15 protein-coding genes are annotated in these 17,781 nt (G+C 64.9%); 5 read left to right on the forward strand and 10 right to left on the reverse strand.

Annotation, left to right across the window (positions count from 1 at the left end):
* Positions 1 to 128: 128 nt before the first annotated feature.
* Complete coding sequence (locus tag ACVWY5_RS36950; protein WP_028336191.1) at positions 129 to 386, reverse strand: hypothetical protein; 258 nt, start codon at positions 384 to 386, stop codon at positions 129 to 131.
* 52 nt (positions 387 to 438) lie between these two features.
* Here ACVWY5_RS36950 and ACVWY5_RS36955 point away from each other — a divergent pair, with 52 nt between their 5' ends.
* Positions 439 to 1,059 carry a TetR/AcrR family transcriptional regulator gene (locus tag ACVWY5_RS36955; RefSeq protein WP_028352135.1) on the forward strand — a complete coding sequence of 207 codons (621 nt, stop codon included), beginning with the start codon at positions 439 to 441 and terminating at the stop codon, positions 1,057 to 1,059.
* A gap of 20 nt (positions 1,060 to 1,079) precedes the next feature.
* Here the strand turns inward: ACVWY5_RS36955 and ACVWY5_RS36960 are convergent, their stop codons facing one another.
* Positions 1,080 to 2,078: a winged helix-turn-helix domain-containing protein gene (locus ACVWY5_RS36960; RefSeq protein WP_051376256.1), complete on the reverse strand. Its 999-nt coding sequence runs from the start codon at positions 2,076 to 2,078 to the stop codon at positions 1,080 to 1,082.
* Positions 2,079 to 2,229: 151 nt separating this feature from the next.
* On the opposite strand from ACVWY5_RS36960, the gene ACVWY5_RS36965 reads away from it, so the two are divergent.
* Positions 2,230 to 3,408, forward strand: coding sequence for an ABC transporter substrate-binding protein (locus tag ACVWY5_RS36965; RefSeq protein WP_028336189.1), 1,179 nt, complete (start codon positions 2,230 to 2,232; stop codon positions 3,406 to 3,408).
* Between the two features lie 159 nt (positions 3,409 to 3,567).
* Here ACVWY5_RS36965 and ACVWY5_RS36970 read toward each other — a convergent pair whose 3' ends face one another.
* Positions 3,568 to 3,987 carry a hypothetical protein gene (locus ACVWY5_RS36970; protein WP_028336188.1) on the reverse strand — a complete coding sequence of 140 codons (420 nt, stop codon included), beginning with the start codon at positions 3,985 to 3,987 and terminating at the stop codon, positions 3,568 to 3,570.
* A gap of 220 nt (positions 3,988 to 4,207) precedes the next feature.
* On the opposite strand from ACVWY5_RS36970, the gene ACVWY5_RS36975 reads away from it, so the two are divergent.
* Together ACVWY5_RS36975 and ACVWY5_RS36980 are read left to right on the forward strand one after the other, a co-directional pair.
* Entirely contained in the window at positions 4,208 to 6,475 is a 2,268-nt protein-coding gene (locus ACVWY5_RS36975) for a DUF2235 domain-containing protein (protein ID WP_028336187.1), read from the forward strand.
* A gap of 230 nt (positions 6,476 to 6,705) precedes the next feature.
* Complete coding sequence (locus ACVWY5_RS36980; RefSeq protein WP_028336186.1) at positions 6,706 to 8,388, forward strand: phospholipase D-like domain-containing protein; 1,683 nt, start codon at positions 6,706 to 6,708, stop codon at positions 8,386 to 8,388.
* 66 nt (positions 8,389 to 8,454) lie between these two features.
* Here ACVWY5_RS36980 and ACVWY5_RS36985 read toward each other — a convergent pair whose 3' ends face one another.
* The gene (locus ACVWY5_RS36985; protein WP_028336185.1) at positions 8,455 to 9,555 is read right to left on the reverse strand and encodes an LLM class flavin-dependent oxidoreductase; all 1,101 of its coding nucleotides are present in this window, start codon (positions 9,553 to 9,555) and stop codon (positions 8,455 to 8,457) included.
* Between the two features lie 105 nt (positions 9,556 to 9,660).
* Positions 9,661 to 10,299, reverse strand: a complete 639-nt coding sequence (locus tag ACVWY5_RS36990) for a TetR/AcrR family transcriptional regulator (protein WP_028336184.1) — start codon at positions 10,297 to 10,299, stop codon at positions 9,661 to 9,663.
* A gap of 55 nt (positions 10,300 to 10,354) precedes the next feature.
* Here ACVWY5_RS36990 and ACVWY5_RS36995 point away from each other — a divergent pair, with 55 nt between their 5' ends.
* Positions 10,355 to 11,866: an FAD-dependent monooxygenase gene (locus tag ACVWY5_RS36995; RefSeq protein ID WP_321176822.1), complete on the forward strand. Its 1,512-nt coding sequence runs from the start codon at positions 10,355 to 10,357 to the stop codon at positions 11,864 to 11,866.
* Between the two features lie 21 nt (positions 11,867 to 11,887).
* On the opposite strand, the gene ACVWY5_RS37000 is transcribed toward ACVWY5_RS36995, so the two are convergent.
* The 5 genes from ACVWY5_RS37000 to cobS form a co-directional block, all read right to left on the reverse strand.
* Positions 11,888 to 13,000, reverse strand: a complete 1,113-nt coding sequence (locus tag ACVWY5_RS37000) for an NADH:flavin oxidoreductase/NADH oxidase (RefSeq protein WP_028336182.1) — start codon at positions 12,998 to 13,000, stop codon at positions 11,888 to 11,890.
* A gap of 135 nt (positions 13,001 to 13,135) precedes the next feature.
* Entirely contained in the window at positions 13,136 to 14,218 is a 1,083-nt protein-coding gene (locus tag ACVWY5_RS37005) for an esterase-like activity of phytase family protein (protein WP_028336181.1), read from the reverse strand.
* Positions 14,219 to 14,221: 3 nt separating this feature from the next.
* Positions 14,222 to 16,120, reverse strand: a complete 1,899-nt coding sequence (gene cobT, locus ACVWY5_RS37010) for a cobaltochelatase subunit CobT (protein ID WP_028336180.1) — start codon at positions 16,118 to 16,120, stop codon at positions 14,222 to 14,224.
* Positions 16,117 to 16,527: a GNAT family N-acetyltransferase gene (locus ACVWY5_RS37015; protein WP_028336179.1), complete on the reverse strand. Its 411-nt coding sequence runs from the start codon at positions 16,525 to 16,527 to the stop codon at positions 16,117 to 16,119. Before ACVWY5_RS37015 ends, cobT begins: the two co-directional genes overlap by 4 nt.
* Positions 16,528 to 16,530: 3 nt before the next feature.
* A complete protein-coding gene (gene cobS, locus ACVWY5_RS37020) occupies positions 16,531 to 17,532 on the reverse strand; it encodes a cobaltochelatase subunit CobS (RefSeq protein WP_018269176.1) in 1,002 nt (333 codons plus the stop codon).
* Positions 17,533 to 17,781 lie beyond the last annotated feature (249 nt).

Below are 17,781 nucleotides of genomic sequence, written 5' to 3' on the forward strand. Positions count from 1 at the left end.
CGCGACATTGCCCGCCAGAGATGTACGAGACCTTATCCAGACCTGGGGTTGATCGACGCCGGACCGGCTCGCGGAGGACATGGTGAGCGCTTTGTTGAGGTTTCGCCGACAATTGCGGCCCGCGTGCTTCAGGTCAGTTCACTCAAGCCGCCGAACGGCGACCATCGACAGTTGCGCGGCTTGCAGCGGCCTCCGCTCGCAGCCGCTTGGCGCGGCGCGCGCCGATCCGCGCGCCGCTGCTCCAGGACGCCTGCGACGTCGCAGGCGCGGGCGATCCGCTCGATCGGCGCGGTCGCCAGAGTGAGGACGGCGCGGCCGAAGCCCTTCACGAGCTCGATCGCGTCATCGACAAGGGTGGTGGTCAATTGAAGTGCTAGGGTCTGCATCTGAGTGGCCTCCTATGCCAACTTGAGCAACGCTCAAATTAGTAGTATGAAAATGAACATTGTTCAAGAAGAATCGCGACGAGACCAAAAAAAACTTCAGCGGCGAGCCCTGCTGATGGAGATCGCGCGCCGGTCAATCTCAACTAAGGGATTGAAATCACTCAAGGTTCGCGATGTCGCCGAGGCCGCCGGGTGCTCCATCGGCAGTGTCTATAATGAGTTCGGCGACTTCGACGGGTTGATCCTGACCGTGAACCGGGAGACCGTTCACGCCCTGACCACGCGGCTCAAGGCGGTCCCGGCCGACGATCCCCTGCGCCAGCTGCACGGACTTGCCGACGCCTATCTCGGCTTCGCCACCGAGCACGCCAATCTGCTGCGCTCGCTGTTCGAGCACCGGATGGAGGACGACCGGCCATTTCCGGAAGACATCCTCACGATGGTGATGGACGCGTTCGCGCTGATGCAGACGCCGCTGCTCCGCCTGTTGCCCGATCGTGATCCCGGCGACGTCGCGCTGCTGTCGCGGATGATGTTCTCCGCGGTCCACGGCATCATCTCGCTCGGCCTCGAGGAGCGCATGGTCGCGGTCCCGCCCGAGATGCTGCGCGAGCGGCTCGCGCAGTTCGTCGACACGCATCTGGCGGGGCTCGGTGTTTCGCGGCGCACGTAATCACACCGGGTGCGCCTCGATCAGGTTTGACTGCGGGCAACGCGGCCTGGGTGAGCAAGGGTCCAGAGCGGTTCGAGGAACACGACACTGGTGCCTCCCTCGCGGAAGACGAGCTTGAACTCGATACGTCCATCCGCGGTGATGGAGGCGGAATGCAGTCCGGTATTGCCGTCATAGCGCAAGACGTCGTCGAGGACATAACCGGTGAAGCCGCCGGAAAAGCCGGGCCCGGGTACCCGGCTGTGCGGCATCGCCGGGCCGTTCACGAGATAGCCGGTCGCGACACCGTCCCGATCGACATTGGTGACGATCATCATGAATTGGCGGTGCGAATTGATCCATCCCTGGTCGCTCACCCACACGCCGAGAAAGCGGCGGACATTGTCCGGCACGTCACTTGCCGGCGCGCGAACGCGATAGGCGGGAAGCGGCAGCTGCTTCTCGGCGGCCAGCGCGGTGATCCGCTCGACATCCTGCTCCGGCACGATGCCGTGGTCCTCCGGCACAAACCAGTGCGCCAATTCGGCCAGAGGATGCCTCATCCCGGCGGCAATCGGCGGCGCGGATGCGAGTGATGCGAAGGCCATCACCGACAGGCCGGCGACCAGCGACCTTCGGGGAAGCGCGGCCAAGCGTGCTGCGATGCCGCGTGGAGCGGACATTTGGCGCGAGGCGTTCTGCGATCCATGATCGTGCGGCGGCGGCACCGGCCTGGCATCGAGGCGATAGCCGCGGCGAGACACCGTCTTGATGATACTGTGGTCATCATCGCGCAGCTTCAGGCGCAGCTCGCGGATGCACTGGACGAGCGAGTCGTCGGAAACCGCGACGTTACCCCAGACGGCCTCGTGCAGGTCCTGCTTGGATGCCAGCCGCCCGGCATTGCCGGCAAGATAGCCGAGCACCGCGAATGATTTCGGCCTGAGATCGAGATCGACGCCATCCACGCGGGCTACGCCGCGGGCGAGATCAAGCTCAAAGGAATCAAATATCAAAACGGAATCAGTCGCCGGGTCCATAGAGGTCACTCCATGCCCACAGACGGCACCAATCGGGAAAATTTAGCAGGAAATTCGCCGTTCTGTCACTTCTTCATCAGGACTTCCCTGGCGCGAAGCCGATAGTCGCGAACCGGCCCGGCATCATCTCCGGGCTCGCGGGAGGTTGGCCATGTCGAGCACCCGGTTTGCCGTGTTGGTCGGGGCTGTTCTGGCGCTTGCGGCGGTGCGACCGGGACACGCCCAGGCGCAGGACGTCGTAAGGGTCGGGCTGGTGATGCCGTTGACCGGCGTCCTGGGGCCGGTCGGCAAACAGGCGGTCGCCGGGGCGCGGCTCTACATGGCACAGCACGGCGACATGGTCGCCGGCCGCAAGGTCGAATTGATCGTCCGGGACGATGCCAGCGTGCCCGACAACGCCAAGCGCATTGCGCAGGAGCTGATCGTCAACGACGAGGTCGCGATCCTCGGCGGCGGGCTGACGCCGAGCGTGCTGGCGCTCGCGCCGCTGGCCAATGAGAGCAAGACGGCAACCGTCGTCATGGTGTCGGGCACCTCGATCGTGACCGAACGGTCGCCTTACTTCGTGCGCTCCAGTTGGACGCACGCGCAGCAGGCCAGCGTGCTGGCGAATTGGGCGGCGAGGAACGGATCGAAGCGGGCCACCATCATCGCGTCCGACTGGGCACCCGGGCGCGAAGCCGCCGGCGTATTTTCGGCGAGCTTCACCGCGGCCGGTGGAACGATCGTCGAAGCGCTGAAAGTGCCGCTGGCCAACCCCGATTTCGCGCCGTTCCTGCAGCGCGCGCGGGATGGCAATCCCGACACCCTGTTCATTTTTGTCCCGACAAGCCAGGCCGGTATCCTGGCCAAGCAGTTTGTCGAGCGCGGGCTCGACAAGAGCGGGATCAAGCTGATCGGCCCCGGCGACATCGCCGACGATGAGGACCTGCCGGGCATGAGCGATGCGATGATCGGCATGATCACGGCGGGGTTCTATTCCGCCGCGCATCCATCCGACCTGAACCGCGACTATGTCGCGGCATTCCGCAAGGCCAACGCGAATGTTCGACCGAACTTCATCAGCGTCAGCGCCTATGACGGCATGCATCTGATATACGAGGCGCTGAAGGTGACCGCCGGCAAGACCAACGGCGATGCGTTGGTCGAAGCCATGAAGGGCATGGCCTGGGAAAGCCCGCGCGGCCCGATGTCGATCGACCCGAAGACGCGCGAGGTCGTCCACGACATCTACATTCGCAAGGTCGAGAAGGGCGGCGGCGAGCTCTACAGCGTCGAGCAGGAGACGTTCAAGACGGTCAAGGACCCCGCCAAGGTCGCGAACCGATGAGGGAGACGGAGTAGCGGCTGATCCGGCTTGGCGTAGGCCTTTGCGGTGTCCCGGCATAGCGGGTGACGGCCGACACAGGACTTGCGTTCAGACCATCCCCCCTGCAACACGACCGATCCCGAGCCAGCAAACCAGCTCGTCCAACGCCACTCCGACGCTTCAAGCGCGCGCCCGCGCGATCGTACCGCCGACGATCTGCATGGCAACGCCGAGCACCCAGCCCGCCATGATGGCCGCGGTCCAGCCGATGTCCGGCTCGCTGCGCAGCACGACGACGCCAACCGAGAAGAACGCAACCATCGTCGCGAGGAAGGTCCCGATCGCGCCGAGCAGCTCCGCCGCGTCGATCTTGCGCATCGACGCCGAATCCTTCGGGTGGAACAGCTTGGGCGGCGTATCGATGCCGAGATAGAAGCCGATCGCGCCGCCCAGCATCATGACGAGCAGGAACGCCTGCGAGGTCAGCGCCGAGACGCTCGAGCCGACATGGATGGCGACAAACAGACCGCTTGCAGCTCCCGCCAAAGCAAGACCGAAGCGCTCAAGGACATGGGCAAATTTTCTGACGTGGCTGCGCATCGCTGTGCCTCATCAATGAATTGCGCCGCTATCAGGCTAGGCCTTTTCGCAGCAACGCGAAAGCCGTCGCCTCTCACATGGCCGCGACCACGTGACGCTTTGTGCGCCAGTTCACACCTATCGCGGCATGGAATGTTTAAAGAGCGATCAAAGGTAGCAAACGATCCCGTCCCTGCTACGCTGCGCCACCCGCTTCATTCGTTTCAGCGAGCGTCTTTCAATGCCGAGTCCGAAGATCATTATTCTGTCCGATGGCACCGGCAACGCCGCTTCCAGCGTCTGGCGCACCAACGTCTGGCGGATATTTCAGTCGCTGGATTTGCAGGGCAATACGCAGGCCGCCAAGTATGATGACGGCGTCGGCACGTCGAAATTCATTCCGCTGGCCATCCTCGGCGGCGCCTTCGGCTACGGCCTCAAGCGCAACATCCTCGACGCCTACAAGTTCATCTGCCGGAACTACGACCACGAGAACGATTCGAAGGTCTACCTGTTCGGATTCAGCCGCGGCGCATTCACCGTGCGCACGCTCGCCGCACTCATCCTGGATCAGGGCCTGATCGTCGCGGACACCGAATCCGAGCTGCACGACGGCGCGGTGAAGGCCTATCGCGCATACCGGGCCGAGGGCTACCACTCGATCTGGCGCATCGAGGTGCTGTTCCGCGCGCTGCGCGACTATGTTCTTGTGCCGCTGTGGGATCGGCTTCGAGGCAACAAGCCGTATGCAAGGATCGCGCGGAAGCCGGTGCCGGCGATCGAGTTCATCGGCATCTGGGACACCGTCGCGGCCTATGGCCTGCCGATCGACGAGATGACGCGCGGCATCTCCAACTGGGTGTGGCCGCTCGAACTGCCGAACCGGATTCTCAGCCCGAAGGTGAAATGCGCGCGACACGCGCTTGCGCTCGACGACGAGCGCACGACCTTTCATCCGGTGCTCTGGACCGAGCAAGAGCCGGAACAGCCTCCACCCGCGGTGCCGACCAGCATCGATGGCGAGCGCCTCGTCCAGGTCTGGTTCGTCGGAATGCACGCCAATGTCGGCGGCGGCTATCCGGACGACGCCGTCGCCTTCGTGCCGCTGGCCTGGCTGGTCGACGAAGCCGTCAAGCGCGGCCTCGCATTCAAGAGCGCACCGATCGCCGACCCTGACGCGATCAAGTCAATCAAGTCCTCCGAAGACAAGGATGGCCGGCTCTACGATTCGCGGGCGGGCCTCGGCGCGTACTACCGGTACGGTCCACGCAAGGTCGCCGACCTCTGCAACGATCCCTATGCCGGCGTCAGCGTGCCGATGCCGAAGATCCACGAGAGCGTGTTCGAGCGGATCGACAGCGGCGCCAATGCCTATGCCCCGATCGGACTTCCGCCGAACTACGTGGTCGTCTCGCGCAGCGGCCAGGTCACCCCGCTCGGCGCCAATACGTTTGAGACGCCCGCGGGCGCACCGGCGCGCTATGCCGCGCAGGAGAAGCTGTGGAACTACGTCTGGATGCGCCGGATCGCCTACTTCGCCACGCTGGCGGCGTCGCTGCATCTGGCCGCGTTCTGGCTGTTCCATAACCAGCACAAGGAGCACGAATTCAGCTCCTATGTCAGGATGATCTCGGAGCTGGTGCGCTTCGTTCAATCGTTCCTGCCCGATTCCTTTCATTGGTGGACCGATTGGTACGCCGGCAACCCGGAATGGTTCGCGGGCGGCATCCTCGCTGTCATCGTGCTGATGGGTGTAGGCAGTTCGCTCAGCGCGACGATCCGGGACAGGATGCGGATCATCTGGCGTAACCGCGCGAGCCCTGTGCCGCTCTCCGGCTTCGTGCACAACGCGATCTATCGATTCCGCACCTGCGCGATCTATCAGTGGATCCTCAATGTCGGAAAGCGGCATGTCGTGCCGTTTGCACTGACAGCCCTGCTGGTCTGGTTCAGCGCGACGCTGGTCAGCCACTTCCTGTTCAATCTCGCCGATTCGACGGGGGCATTCTGCAGGGGCACTGCAACGGACAAGCTTGTCGCCGTCGACAAGGGCATCCCGCAGGATGCCGCCGACTTCGACACCGGCGCGATCTGTGCGCCGACCGGTCTCAAGGTCCGCACCGGGTTCAAGTACGAGATCGCGATCACGATGTCGGAGCCCTGGGAGGACGCCGGACGCGCGGTGACGCCGATCGGATACCGGACCTCGACCATCGAAGGCACAAAGCAGTTGCGCGGCTACTTCGCGATCTTCCTGCGGCGGATCCTGTTCCGGCCATGGTTCAGGCTGATCGCACGGGTCGGCGAAACTGGGGTCGACGAGTATTTCCTCGACCCCCTGCCGGTGTCGAACACCGACCCGCAGGTCTACAAGGCGCGTTTCACCGCCGATCGCAGCGGCGAGATCTTCCTCTACGTCAACCAGGCCGTCATCGGCCTGCCCTGGGCCTGCGGATGGTTCTACGGCGACCATAAAGGCAAGGCGAAGGTCACGGTGCGGCTGCTGTAGGGAGCCGCGATCGGGTCCACAGCATCGCGGCCCAACGGGTGCGCATGGCGTGACCGATCTGTGATCCTGCCGACAGACCCGGTTGTAGATTATCTGGCATACTCTCCTTGCTAGATCAGCCGCCCCGACGCCCGGAACGATCCGACGCGACTCCGGGGATCGCCGGGCGACGTTGACGCGCCAGATTCATGTCGACCGGATATTTCTCATCAGGGATTTGGAGCATCACCATGATTTCCACAATTCAGGCGTTCCCGACCACCGACGGCATCCTCGTGGTCTGGGAGGTCGCGGCAATGATCCCGGACTGCCTCGGCTTTGCGCTGTATCGTCAGCAGCAGGGCAAAAGTGCAACCGTGGTCGACACCTGGGTCGGATTCGAGGACCAGGCGCAGGATCACAAGCCGGGCGAACATCAGCCGAGCACCGAATGGCCGGTGCAGAAGACGAACTGGACCGATTTCCTGGCGCCGACTGACGCGCCGGTCCGCTATGGCGTCGTTCCGGTTCTCAAGGACGGCGCCACCAAGGTAAAGCCCGCCTACAGTGCGCCAGCGACATGGACCGAATACGTCTCGGCCATGCCGTCGGGCCCGCTCAAGCCGTGGTTCAACCGCGGCACGATCTCGGCGCAATGGCTGTCGCGCGCCATCGGCAAGGACAAGAAGCCGGCGCAAACCCTGGAGAAGGCGATCTCGACCAAGGGCAACAAGATCCGTGACTTCCTCAAGGGCCAGCTCGGCGCCCGCCTGCTGGCGCTGTTGGCTGAAGCCAAGAAGAGCAAGCGCGACGTCTATCTCGCGCTCTACGAGCTCAACGACCCCGAGCTGATCGCCGCGCTGACCGCGATGAAGGGCAAGGCACACGTCGTGCTCGGCAACAGCACCGGCAAGTCCGACGCCACCGCCAAGGACACCGAGAAGAACGCCGGCGTGCTGAAGAAGGCCGGCGTCGACATCGTCCGCCGCAAGATCGCGCCGAGCCATTACGCTCACAACAAGTTCGCGGTGTTCTGCGACGGTGCGCAGAAGCCGAAGGTGGTCTGGACCGGCAGCACCAACTGGACCCGGACCGGACTGTGCACCCAGAACAACAACGGGCTCGAGATCACCGACGATAAGGTCGCGGCGGCCTATCACGACCATTGGAAAGCGATCTACGCCGACGGCAGCAAGTCGCCGAAGGCGCTGGCCGTGGCCGGCGATCACGAATGGCCTTTCACCATCGGCAAGTCGAGGCTCAGCGTCTGGTTCACGCCGACCACCAAGAGCGGCGACCTCAAGGAAGCCACCAAGATGATCGAGGACACCGAGCATGGCGCGGTGTGCCTGATGCTCAATCCCGGCAACAAAGGCCTGCTCGGCCCGATTCTGGAGAAGGCGCAGGACAAGAAGCTCTACGTGCGCGGGGTGCTCAACAATTTCCCGGCGCAGGGCAAGGACAGTCCGAAGGATCAGCTGCAGCTCCTGGCCGGCGACGGGCAGCAGCAGGTCTTCAAGGGCAAGCAGATCGCCGACGTGATCCGGCCCGCCGGCATCGACAAGACCGCGGACTGGTGGGAGCACGAGATCAAGAACACCGGCAAATTCATGATCGCCGTACACAGCAAGGTGATCGTGCTGGACCCGGCCGGCAAGAACCCGGTGGTCATGACCGGCTCGCACAATTTCTCCGACCGCGCCAGCACCAAGAACGACGACAACCTCGTCATCATCAGAGGCGATTCGCAGCTGGCGCTGACCTATGCGGCGCGCATCGTCAGCATCTACGGCCAGTATCGCTGGCAGGCCTGGCGCAACACGCCGGAGGGCCAGAAGGACAAGGGTCTGAAGCGCAGCGACACCTGGCTGAGCAACCGCATCGGCAAGGGCTGGGCGCAAACCGAAACGCGGTTCTGGCTCGGCACCGCCTGACGCCGGCGATCCGTCATGACTACGGGGCAGCGTTACCGCTGCCCCGTATTATCCTCACCGTCAAACCTACGCTGCGCGGCCGACCGAGGCGTCGAGATGCTTCAGCCGCGGCAGCACCTCCTGCTTCAGGAGCCGCAGAGAATTGTGCCAGGCTTCCGGCTTGTGCTTGTAGTCGAAGCCGAACACCAGGAGCACGCCGAAGCCGCCAACCTCCTGGTAGATCCTCTCGATCTTTTCGGTGACCGTCGCGGGCGATCCGACGATCCAGTTGTTGCGCGCGCAATATTCGACCGTAACGTCGCTGTCCGGCACGTCGGGCGAGGCCTTCAGGTAATCCTTGAAACCAAAGTGGCCGAGCAGCGGCAGGAAGTACTCGCCCATCATCCGGCCCATCATGTCGCCGGTCGACAGCTTCCATGCTTCTTGATCGGTGTCGGCGACGAATACCTCGCGCACCATTCGCCAATCCTTGCGGCTCGGCGTGCGGCCGGTCTTGGCCGCGCCCGCCTCGACCGAGTCCCAGTGGCTGCCGACATAGGCAGGGTTGAGGTTGAGGCTCATCGGAATGAAGCCGCGCTCGCCGGCGAGCTTCAGCGTGTCCGAATTCTTGGAGAGTCCCGCGACGCCGATCGGCGGATGCGGCGCTTGCTGAGGCTTGATGTGCGGCTTGAGGAAATCGAACATCGTGTCCGGCTTGGTCACGGTCCAGAACTTGCCCTTGTGGGTCCAGGGAGCCGGCTCGGTCCACATCTTCAAAATGATCTCGAGCGCTTCGCGCGTCATGTCGCGGTTCTGTCCTGACATGCCGTCGACATTGAACATGGCCCAGTCGCTCGGCAGCCCGGAGGCCGCGACGCCGAAATTGAGCCGCCCGTTCGAGAGATGATCGAGCATCGCGACGCGGTTGGCGAGCTCGGCCGGGTGATGATACGGCAGCAGGAAGCCGCCGGGCCCGATGCGGATATTCTTGGTCTGCAGCAGCGCCTGCGCGATCAAGAGATCAGGCGACGGATGCGGCTCCCAGGGCGCGGTGTGGTGCTCGCCGATCCAGGCTTCCTGATAGCCGAGTTCGTCGAGCCAGCGCAGCACCTGCAGGTCCCAGTCGTGGCCCTCCTTCAATCCGCACTCCGGCGGATGCGACGGCATCGCGAAGTATCCGAGTTCCATGGGTTTCCTCTCTTTGTTCGATGCGTGTCTTTCGCACGCGCTTCGAGAGTAGCTGCCCCGGCTACGGCAGAACAATGGCCTTGTCGCATCCGGCTCGGCCAGGATCTATGCGTAGGGCGTATCCTTCAGCATGATCGCGATACCGGAAAAGCTTCGCTCCATGATCCGCAGGAAGGTCTCGCGTGACGACGCAGCCGACCTGCAGGCCTTGTGCTCGCGAAGCCCTTCCGCATAGGCGACGGTCAGCGCCGTGACCACCATCGACGCGGCGAGCCGGGCATCGGCATCGGCGAGCGGGCGCTTGATGGCTCCCGCCAGCACGCTCGCGAGATCATCGATCAGTTCGTCACGCATCTCGCGCGCCCGCGCCGAGAGCGCCGGGCTTTCGGCGACGGTGCGCCAGAATTTCGCCGTTGCGTCGGTGAATTTCGCGAACGGATGCACGCGATCCGCCAGGCTGTGCACCAGCTTGCGGAGGGTCGCGATCGGCGCCTCGCCGACCGGACGCTCGGCAAAGGCGGCGCGCAACATCTGCCGGCTTTCCTCCTCACGGTCGAAGAACAGGTCTTCCTTGCGTGGAAAGTAATTGAACACCGTCATCCGGGAGACCTCTGCGGCCTCGGCGACTTCGGCCACCGAAACATTGTCGAAGCCGCGTTCCAGGAACAGCTCGGTGGCGACATCCGAGATCGCCTGGCGCGTCGCCTCCTTCTTCCGCTCGCGCAATCCGCCCTGATTTGACATGCGGGAATTTGTACCATAGTAAATATTATACTGAGTACAATTTTATGGTGACGGCGTGACGCGTGAACGAACCGACGTGATTGTGGTCGGTGCCGGGCCGACCGGACTGCTGCTGGCGATCGAACTGACCCTGGGCGGCGCCGACGTGATCGTGATCGAGCGGCTGACCGAGCCCGACCAGACCATCAAGGCGGGCGCGATCGGCGCGCTGGCAGGCGAGGCACTGGAGCGCCGCGGCCTCGGCGACGCGATGAATGCGGTCGAACGCAGCATGGCGGAAAGCATGTCCAGGCTCATGAAGGGCGCGGGCGATGCGAGCGACCTGCCGTTCAAGAAATTCGGCGGTCACTTCTCGGGCATTTTCCTGATCGACCAGACGCGTCAGCGCGAGCCGGACCGGCGGTTGCGCGGGGTGAACCAGCAAGCCCTGGAAACGATGCTCGCCGAACGCGCCCACGCGCTCGGCATCGAGATCAGGCGCGGCTGCGAGTTGATCGATTTCGAGGATAGCGGCGACGGCGTCGTGGCGCGGAGCAGGGACGCGTCCGGCGATGCCACGCTGCACGCGGCCTATCTGGTCGGCTGCGACGGCGGACGCAGCGCCGTGCGCAAGCGCGCGGGCTTCGCATTCCCCGGCACCGAACCGTCCCTCACGGGACACCAGGCCATCGTCGATCTCGATCATCCGGATCGACTTCTGCCGGTCGGCTGGCGGCGGACGCCGGTCGGCATGATGGCCTATGGACCGATTCCTGGCCGGGTGTTCCTGGCCGAGTTCGACGGACCGCCGGCCGATCGCAGCGCACCGGTCACGCGCGAGGAGATCGAGACCACCCTGCGCCGGATCAGCGGCGTCGACGTTCGCGTCACCGCGGTCAAGACCGCGACGCGCTTCACCGACAATGCGCGGCAGGCCGACAGCTATCGCAGGGGCCGCGTCCTTTTGGCGGGCGATGCGGCGCATGTGCACTCGCCATTCGGCGGACAAGGCCTCAATCTCGGCCTGCTCGATGCGGTCAATCTCGGCTGGAAACTTGCGGCGGTCGTCTGCGATCGCATGCCCGAAAGCCTGCTCGACAGCTACACGGGGGAGCGGCATCCGATCGCGGCAAGGGTGCTCGCCAACACCCGCGCCCAGGTCGCCTTGATGCGGCCTGATGTCATGACGGACGCCTTGCGCGAGATCGTCGCTGACCTGATGAGCCTCGACGAGGGCACCCGCTACTTCGGCGAAATGATCAGCGGCATCCGGATCCGTTACGATCTCGGCAGTGACCATCCATCGGTAGGCCGGCTCTCCGGCAATTTTGCTCTTGGCGACGACGGCGCGGAAACAACCCTGTTCGATCAGATGGAGGACGGCAGGGCCGTGCTGGTCGATGCGACTGATGGAGCTGCGTCAGCGATCGCGGCGCGCTGGGACATCTTCGTGCGATGCGTGCCAGGACGCGGCGGCGCTTCGCTGCTGATCCGTCCGGACGCCTGCATCGCCTGGGCGGCCGACGACGCCGACACGACGGGCCTCGACGCCGCGCTGACGCGCTGGTTCGGGCCCGCCATGCAGTGACCTCGCAAGCGAGGTGCGCTGTCAGCGCGTCCCGAACGTGGTCTTGCCGAACAGCGCCTTCTGCGTCGAGGGCTGCGAGCGCCAGTATTGCGGCGGCGCGCTCACCTCGCCGCCGAGCTCGGCGGCAGCGTGCCAGCCCCAGCGCGGGTCGTAGAGCATGCCGCGGGCGAGCGCGACCATGTCGGCCTTGCCGGACGAGACGATCTCCTCCGCCTGCTTCGCTTCCGTGATCAGGCCGACCGCCATCGTGGTAACGCCGGTCGCCTCCTTGACCGCCAGCGCCGCCGGCACCTGATAGCCCGGCCCGAGAGGGATCTTCTGCAACGGCGAGACGCCGCCGGATGAGACATCCATCCAGTCGACGCCGCGCTTCTTCAGCTCCCTGGCAAGCTCGATGGTCTGCGCAAGGTCCCAGGCGCCCTCGACCCAGTCGGTCGCCGACACCCGCATGCCGATCGGCTTGTGATCCGGGAATACTGCGCGCACGGCATCGAACACTTCCAGCGGGAAGCGCATGCGGTTTTCCAGCGAGCCGCCATAGCGATCGGTCCGCTTGTTGGCGATCGGCGAAAGGAATTGGTGCAGCAGATAGCCGTGCGCGCCGTGCAGCTCGAGCGCATCGATGCCGAGCCGGTCGGCGCGCTTTGCCGACGCGACAAAAGCCTCGCGGATGCGCTTCAGGCCGGCGTCGTTGAGTGCCACCGGCGCGGCCTCGCCTTCCTTGTGCGGGACGTCAGATGGTCCGACCGTCTGCCAGCCGCCTTCGGCAATCGGGATCAACTGCCCGCCCTCCCAGGGGCGCTGGCTCGACGCCTTGCGGCCGGCATGGGCGAGCTGCATCGCGACCGCCGCTTTCGAATGCTTGCGCACCGAGGCCAGGATCGGCTTCAGCGCCGCCTCGTTGGCGTCGTTGTACAGACCGAGGCAACCCGGCGTGATCCGCCCGATATCCTCGACATGGGTGGCCTCGATGCAGAACATCGCCGCGCCGGACAGGGCCAGCATGTTGATGTGGGTGAAGTGCCAGTCGTTGGCGGAGCCGTCGATGGCCGAATACTGGCACATCGGCGAGACCATGATGCGATTGGAGAGTTTCAGGTCGCGCAGTTCGATCGGGGAGAACAGGGAGCTCATGCGGCGGATATCCGGGATCGGGGAAAGGGCCCGGTTAAGATAGAGGCACCACGGCCGATCACCAACCGTCCGGAAGGCCGCGCAGGCCGGGGCGCAGATCAGCAATGCCCTGACGGCGTCCCTCGGGCCGGCGCCTCAGTCCACCAGCGTGAACTGCAGCAGCAGGTTGCGCTGGATCAGGGAGAAATTGTCGTCGGAGACCATGGTCAGCACGGTCTCGCCCTCCTCCGTGACATGGGCGTCGATGCCTTCCATGTTGTCGACCTCGTTGCCGAGATCGGCATTGAAGATCGCAGGGCCGTCGACCACGGCGCCGGGCGCGATCTCGGACAGCGCGAGACGGCGGATGCGGATGCCGACGCCGCCGAACCAGGAGAATTTCCGCTCCAGAATCAACAGACCGCCCGACGGCAGCAGGACCGCGTCGCTGATGTCGAAATTCTCGCTGCGGCGGACGCTGAACTGGCCCGGCGTCTTGCCGCCGACCAGGAAGGCGACCAGATTGCCGCTCGCATCGAGCCCGCGTTCCGAGAATGCGATCAGCGTACCCGCAAGCGGCTGGCCTTTCGGCACGAAGACGAGCCCCTCCAGCCCCTTGTTGTTGGGAAGCTTGCGTGCCGGCGGCGGCAGCGCAATCACCTCGCCGCGCGAGCGGGTAAAGCCCTTGGCGAAATCGAAGCGCAGCACCTGGTTGACCCGCTCGAGCCCGACATAGGCGAACGAGCCGTCGAGCGCGAGCGATTCCGAATCATACCAGCCGCGGGTCGCGGTGATCGGCCTGCCGTCGGCGCCGAGCAGCGGCGCCGCCTCGACATCGTCGAGCCCGACCATCTCCCGGCCGCGATAGACGATGCGGCCGGTGAGCCAGCTGCCCTGGTCGCTGACCGCGATGAAGCGTTCGCCCTTGGCATCGAGCCGTAGCGCGGAGAGGCCGCCGAAGCCGGAGAACGACGAGGTCAGGATCAGACCGCTGCGATATTCCAGCGCGCCGAACCGCGTGCGCGCGCGATCGCGGATATCGAACGACGGCAGCGGCCGCGCGTTGACGTCGACCGAAACCGGTTCGTTGACCCGGTAGGGGCTCGGCCTCGCAGCCGGCCTCGGCGTTGCCGGCGGCTGGGTCGCGCTCTGCGCCTGCGCAAGACGCGGCAATGCGGCGGCCGACAGCCCCGCCGCCATACCCTGGAGGAAACGGCGGCGGCTAGGGGGTGAGCGCATGTCTCACGAGTGGAGGCGGCGCCGGATGCCCGGCGCGGGCGCCGAGCCGTGAGTCTCGCTGAACAGCTCGGCGAGCTTTTCGGTGATGGCGCCGCCGAGCTCTTCGGCGTCCACGATGGTCACGGCGCGGCGATAGTAGCGCGTCACGTCGTGACCGATGCCGATCGCGATCAGCTCGACCGGCGAGCGGGTCTCGATCTCGTCGATGATGTGCCGCAGATGCCGCTCGAGATAGTTGCCGGGATTGACCGACAGCGTGGAGTCGTCGACCGGCGCGCCGTCGGAGATCATCATCAGGATGCGGCGCTGCTCGGGGCGCGCGAGCAGGCGCTTGTGCGCCCAGTCGAGCGCCTCGCCGTCGATGTTCTCCTTGAGCAGGCCCTCGCGCATCATCAGTCCGAGATTCTTCCGCGCGCGACGCCAGGGTGCGTCGGCCGACTTGTAGATGATGTGCCTGAGATCGTTGAGGCGGCCCGGATTGGCCGGCTTCCCGGCCGCGAGCCACGCCTCGCGCGACTGCCCGCCCTTCCAGGCGCGCGTGGTGAAGCCGAGGATCTCGACCTTGACGCCGCACCGCTCCAGCGTGCGCGCCAGAATGTCGGCGCAGGTGGCGGCGACCGTGATCGGGCGGCCGCGCATCGAGCCGGAGTTATCCAGCAGCAGCGTCACCACGGTGTCGCGGAAGGTCGCCTCCTTCTCGTGCATGAAGGACAGCGGATGATAGGGATCGGTGACGACGCGCGACAGCCGCGCCGGATCGAGGATGCCCTCCTCGAGATCGAACTCCCAGGCGCGGTTCTGCTGCGCCATCAGCCGGCGCTGCAGGCGGTTGGCGAGCCGCGCCACGATGCCCTGCAGATGCGCGAGCTGCTTGTCGAGATAGGAGCGCAGCCGCTCGAGCTCGTCGTGGTCGCAGAGATCCTCGGCGGCGATCACCTCGTCGAATTTCGGCGCGAAGGCGTGATATTCCGGACCGCGCGGCTCGTTCTGGCCGCGCGCATTCGGCCGCGTCGCCTCGCCCGGCGTCTCGTCGTCGCCTAGCTCGCCGTCGTCGAACGTATCAGACGTGGAGGCCTGCGCGCTCTCCATCGCGCTTTCGCTCATCTCTTCCGCTGACGTCTGCGCCTGGTCGGCGCTCATCTCTTGCGCGGCATCGGAGTCGGGCGAGCCCTCGGCGCCGGACTGATCGCTCTCGCCGTCCTGGTTCTCGTCCTGGTCGTCGTCATCGTCCGAATCCATGTTGCGGTCGTCGCCGAGATCGAGCGCCGACAGCAGATCATGGACGAGGTCGCCGAACCTCGCCTGGTCCTCGGTGAAACGGCTGAGTTTGTCGAGCCGCGAGCCGATCTTGTCCTCCAGGGTCGGACGCCAGAGATCGACCATCTTCTTGGCGGCCGCGGGCGGGGCCATGCCGGTCAGACGTTCGCGCACCAGCATCGCCAGCGCATCCGACAGCGGCGCGTCGGCGCGATCGGTGATCTCGTCATACTTGCCGCGGTGGAAATGATCGTCGAGCATCGCGGTGAGGTTCTTCGCAACGCCCGCCATCCGCCGCGAGCCGATCGCCTCGACGCGCGCCTGCTCGACCGCCTCGAACACGCCGCGCGCCTGCGGGTTACCCGGCATCAGCTTGCGATGCACCTTAGGATCGTGACAGGCGATCTTGAGCGCGATCGAATCGGCGTGGCCGCGCACGATCGCGGCATCGCGCTTGGTCATCTTGCGTGCCGGCTCCGGCAGCCGCGCCTTGCCGGGCGCGAGCCCGGGGCGCTCGGCGGCGAAGGAGACTTCGAGCTCCGGCTTCTTGGCGATCGCCTTCAGGCACGCCGACACCGAGCGCTTGAACGGCTCGGTCGGCGCTTCCTTGGATCCGGGACGGAATTTGATGTTGGAGGTTGTCATAGCGATTTCGTAAACCAATGGCGCGTTACGCCGCCGGGATACCCCTCAATCGAACCGAACTCTTTATATCCATTGGCGCGGTAGAAGCCCGGCGCCTGGAAGCTCATCGTATCCAGATAGGATCGCGTCGCTCCGAAGCGCCGCGCCTCGTCCTCGATCGCCTTGATCAGCTTCGCGCCAAAGCCCTTGTTGCGAAACTTCTGCTCCATCCAGAACAACTGGATGAACAACACCGCGGTCCAGACCTCGCCGACGATGCCGCCGACAATCTTGTCATCTTGCCGCAGCGAGATGGCGAAGCGCTTGTACTTCTGCTTCCCCATCTTCTCGTTGTTGTAGTGGAGCAATCCGCCGAGCACCGCCTTCTTCGTCTGTGTGACTGTGCGCTCGACGGAGATTTTCGGCATGGACTAGCTGAGCGCCACGTTGACCGAGGATTCCGGCAGCTCGACGTTGAAGCAGCGCTGGTAGAACTCGGCGACCAGCGGCCGCTCCAGTTCATCACACTTGTTGAGGAAGGTGACGCGGAACGCGAAGCCGATGTCGTTGAAGATGTCCGAGTTCTCGGCCCAGGTGATCACCGTGCGCGGGCTCATCACCGTCGACAGGTCGCCATTGGCGAAGGCGTTGCGGGTGAGGTCCGCAAGCCGCACCATCTTGTTGACGATGTCGCGGCCTTCCTGCGTGCGGTAGTGGCGCGCCTTGGCCAGCACGATCTCCACTTCCTCGTCATGGGCGAGGTAGTTCAGCGTGGTGACGATCGACCAGCGGTCCATCTGGCCCTGGTTGATCTGCTGGGTGCCGTGATAGAGGCCCGAGGTGTCGCCGAGGCCGACCGTGTTGGCGGTCGAAAACAGGCGGAACGCCGGATGCGGCTTGATCACCTTGTTCTGGTCGAGCAGCGTCAGGCGGCCGGAGACTTCCAGCACGCGCTGAATCACGAACATCACATCCGGGCGGCCGGCGTCGTATTCGTCGAACACCAGCGCGATATTGTGCTGCAGCGCCCAGGGAAGGATGCCGTCGCGGAATTCGGTGACCTGCTTGCCGTCCTTGACCACGATGGCGTCCTTGCCGACGAGATCGATACGGCTGATGTGGCTGTCGAGGTTGACGCGCACGCAGGGCCAGTTGAGGCGGGCCGCAACCTGCTCGATGTGGGTCGACTTGCCGGTGCCGTGATAGCCGGTGACCATCACGCGGCGGTTCTTGGCAAAGCCGGCGAGGATCGCGAGCGTCGTCGCGCGGTCGAAGCGATAGTCCGGGTCGGTTTCCGGCACATGCGGATCGACTTCCGAATAGGCGGGAACTTCCAGATCGCTATCGATCCCGAAGACCTGCCGGACCGACACCTTCATGTCGGGCAAGCCGACGACGGGTTCTTGTGCTTTGGTCTGGACGGCGGTCGTCATTCATCCTCCGAGGTCCCGGGCATTCCCGAAACCAGATTGATCGTTTGGCTGCGGATGGGGTGCTAGGCACAAGCCTAGCAGAGAGCAACGGCCGGCAGAAGCCCGCGGGCCAATCAAAGTTCCGTTGTTCTATCATGAAGATAGGTCTGGGAGCCGGTTTTTGAAAGGCTGCCCTGCGAATCACGCCGCACTTTCGCCGCAGCGTGCGGACGCCCTGCCTGCACGCGAGGCACTTTCCACCTTGGCAGG

The organism is Bradyrhizobium sp. USDA 3256, from assembly GCF_054058275.1.

What these genes read in the sequence shown, in the direction of transcription:
- ACVWY5_RS36950 (WP_028336191.1), bottom strand. Translation starts at nt 386, where the DNA reads ATGCAGACCCTAGCACTTCAATTGACCACCACCCTTGTCGATGACGCG.
- ACVWY5_RS36955 (WP_028352135.1), top strand. Translation starts at nt 439, where the DNA reads ATGAACATTGTTCAAGAAGAATCGCGACGAGACCAAAAAAAACTTCAG.
- ACVWY5_RS36960 (WP_051376256.1), bottom strand. Translation starts at nt 2,078, where the DNA reads ATGGACCCGGCGACTGATTCCGTTTTGATATTTGATTCCTTTGAGCTT.
- ACVWY5_RS36965 (WP_028336189.1), top strand. Translation starts at nt 2,230, where the DNA reads ATGTCGAGCACCCGGTTTGCCGTGTTGGTCGGGGCTGTTCTGGCGCTT.
- ACVWY5_RS36970 (WP_028336188.1), bottom strand. Translation starts at nt 3,987, where the DNA reads ATGCGCAGCCACGTCAGAAAATTTGCCCATGTCCTTGAGCGCTTCGGT.
- ACVWY5_RS36975 (WP_028336187.1), top strand. Translation starts at nt 4,208, where the DNA reads ATGCCGAGTCCGAAGATCATTATTCTGTCCGATGGCACCGGCAACGCC.
- ACVWY5_RS36980 (WP_028336186.1), top strand. Translation starts at nt 6,706, where the DNA reads ATGATTTCCACAATTCAGGCGTTCCCGACCACCGACGGCATCCTCGTG.
- ACVWY5_RS36985 (WP_028336185.1), bottom strand. Translation starts at nt 9,555, where the DNA reads ATGGAACTCGGATACTTCGCGATGCCGTCGCATCCGCCGGAGTGCGGA.
- ACVWY5_RS36990 (WP_028336184.1), bottom strand. Translation starts at nt 10,299, where the DNA reads ATGTCAAATCAGGGCGGATTGCGCGAGCGGAAGAAGGAGGCGACGCGC.
- ACVWY5_RS37000 (WP_028336182.1), bottom strand. Translation starts at nt 13,000, where the DNA reads ATGAGCTCCCTGTTCTCCCCGATCGAACTGCGCGACCTGAAACTCTCC.
- ACVWY5_RS37005 (WP_028336181.1), bottom strand. Translation starts at nt 14,218, where the DNA reads ATGCGCTCACCCCCTAGCCGCCGCCGTTTCCTCCAGGGTATGGCGGCG.
- cobT (WP_028336180.1), bottom strand. Translation starts at nt 16,120, where the DNA reads ATGACAACCTCCAACATCAAATTCCGTCCCGGATCCAAGGAAGCGCCG.
- ACVWY5_RS37015 (WP_028336179.1), bottom strand. Translation starts at nt 16,527, where the DNA reads ATGCCGAAAATCTCCGTCGAGCGCACAGTCACACAGACGAAGAAGGCG.
- cobS (WP_018269176.1), bottom strand. Translation starts at nt 17,532, where the DNA reads ATGACGACCGCCGTCCAGACCAAAGCACAAGAACCCGTCGTCGGCTTG.